This is a genomic window from Chitinophaga sp. (genome assembly GCF_036566945.1).
Classification (GTDB): Bacteria; Bacteroidota; Bacteroidia; order Chitinophagales; family Chitinophagaceae; genus Chitinophaga.
Map to the genome: position 1 here is coordinate 1 of NZ_DATCVJ010000327.1, position 2,565 is coordinate 2,565.

The 2,565-nt window shown below is 46.8% G+C and carries 3 protein-coding genes; 1 reads left to right on the forward strand and 2 read right to left on the reverse strand.

Features of this window, described 5'->3' with window-relative positions; all coding sequences use genetic code 11:
* Positions 1-1,346: S41 family peptidase (locus VIP81_RS09680; RefSeq protein ID WP_331959108.1), on the forward strand; the 1,346-nt coding region annotated here is incomplete at its 5' end.
* Between the two features lie 74 nt (positions 1,347-1,420).
* On the opposite strand, the gene VIP81_RS09685 is transcribed toward VIP81_RS09680, so the two are convergent.
* Positions 1,421-2,095 (reverse strand): hypothetical protein, encoded by a 675-nt coding sequence (locus VIP81_RS09685; protein ID WP_331959111.1) that lies wholly within the window; start codon positions 2,093-2,095, stop codon positions 1,421-1,423.
* Positions 2,096-2,132: 37 nt separating this feature from the next.
* Positions 2,133-2,565: hypothetical protein (locus VIP81_RS09690; RefSeq protein WP_331959114.1), on the reverse strand; the 433-nt coding region annotated here is incomplete at its 5' end.

The following is a 2,565-nucleotide window of genomic DNA, read 5'->3' on the forward strand; positions in this document are numbered from 1 at the left end:
TTTTAGCAGTACTCATCGCCTGCCGCAAAAAAGATGATCCCCCCGCGGTACCCACCGGTCCCGTTACACAATCCGAAATCAACCAGTGGATACTCGATAGTATGCATGTATTCTATCTCTGGAATGATCAGCTACCCGGACAGGCAAACGAATCACTGGAACCACAGGCATTTTTCAATGGTATCAAAAGCAATGAGGATAAATTCTCCCTGATCTATAATCCAACAGATCCGGCTACCATTAAAAGTGATATGCTGTATAAATACGGTGTGGACTTTAGCATCATCGACTGGCCTGCGGCCACGGGCGGCGTGATCGGTGTGGTGAAACTGGTGGTACCGGGGTCCTATGCAGCTGCCGGCGGATTAAAAAGAGGTGACTATTTTACACGGATCAACGAAACGTTATTAACCACTGCCAACAGCACCACGCTCCCCGAGCAATTGCGCATAGCTGCGGATGGGGGCAGCATTACACCTGCAGTAATAAAAAACAATGCGATCACGGAAGGCCCACTGGTGCAACTGCACCCCGGCAAAACGACAGAAAACCCGGTATATAAGTCGATCGTTATCAACAGTGGCAACAAAAAAGTAGGTTATCTTTTTTATAACGCCTTCACCGATGGCCACAATAATTACCTCTTGTCTGCCTTCCAGGATTTCAAAACCAAAGGCATCAACGACCTGGTGATTGACCTGAGGTACAATGTGGGAGGGAGTCTTGCTGCTGCCGCCATGATGACTGCCATGATTGCCCCGGGTATTACAGAGAAAAGCATTTTTGTAAAATATAGCGGCAACAATAAAATGGGTACGCGCACATTGGATTTCGCCACCACCCTCTCTGTTCCTGAAACCGGTGGGGCTATTGCTTTCAGCAGTTTGCTAGCCGGACAACTGAAACTTCCACGTGTATTTATTATCAGTGGCCGGCAAACGGTATCCGCGGCGGAACTGCTTATTAATAACCTGAAGCCCTATACGCAGGTAATTCAGATTGGTCAAACTACAGTGGGAAAAGATAAAGGTGCCGTGATCGTATACGATATGCGTACCCCGCAGCGTATACCCTGGATCATTCATCCACTTACCTACCGCCTTAGTAATGCCAATGGGGCCGGCAACTACACCGCGGGCATTGCGCCTCAGTACCCGATCGATGAAATGAGCCAGCAGCCGTTGCTGCCACTGGGCAATACAGATGATCTACTCCTGGCAAAAGCACTGTCGGTGATCAATGGCAACGTCAGAACCAGGCCGGAAAATAATGTGCCCGCGAGCAATAGCCGGTATGATGCCCGTCGCGGAGCAGCCATGAACAGCGTGATCATCTTCCCAAAATAAAAAAAAGGAAAAGGGTTAACAACAAGGATACATGCGTACATTCAAATAGGGTTCTCCGCATTATTTCAGTTAGCTCAATGTAGTTTACCTGCTTTCAGCGCAGGTTCCTTCATGGGTAAAGGGTGTAGGCTGATATCCTCAATAGCAGTCCGGCTACCGGTTCCCAGCAGTAATAAGCCGCCGAGAAATCCTGTACCGGCAATACGGTAATAGTTAATATGCAGATGCTGTATAATACCTGAACTATCGTCCGACACCGCTCCTCCATAACTCAGGTGATTAAGCGACAGCGCGTCCGGGTTGTCCAGTAAATTATTTCTTTTGTCAACTCCCGCTTTCCCCAGCACAATGATACCGGAAGCGCCGTTGTTGTCGGCTTCTCCCACATTCATCTGTATTGGTAATGTAGTGGTACCAGTAGCTACAAGATGTGCACCACGGGTAATAATCAGGCCGCCACTATGACTGCCATCTTTTTTATTGACGGCCGAAGGCAGCACGTTTATAATAGTACCTGCTTCTAAACGCAGTGTAGCCTCGTTGGTGACAAACACCCAACCATCAATATACCAGGGATGGTTGGCAGTAAGTAAGGTATGTGAGGCGATCACATGCCGGATAGTATCAGAAACAGGGATCATTTCCATTTTAATGTCCGGTGAAGTCACGAGTGTTACTTCATCGTTTTTTTTGCAGCCTGCCGCTATAACGGATAAGCTGCCGATCCCATACAGTACGTATGGAAACAAACGGGTTATATGTTTTTTAACGGGGCGCATCATGTTATCAGAGATCTATTTCATTGAAAGAGATGGATCCATTATTATCATCAAAAACAGTGGTTATTTTTGACTTCCCTCCAAGCTCGCTGCCGGTAATAATAAAAAAATCAGATCCATCAGGTTGCAATACTACTTCTCCTGTGGCGGGATCTCTCAGCATAGCCGCATAAGTATATACCTGCCCGTCGCTCGACACACCTTTAAATCTCAATACCGGAGCCGATAATTGCTTACGTCCCCAACCTTTTATGACAGCACTGGATTCAACGATTTCACCTGTCACCGGATCTGCATAAATAAACGACAAATCATACGCTTCTTTAGGATAGAAAGCGGGACTTAAATTATTAAACAAACGCACATCGAAAGAGTCGATGGGTACAGTGGAACTACTACCTTCGGCGATAAATCCTTTTAATCCGAATTCAATGCTGTAA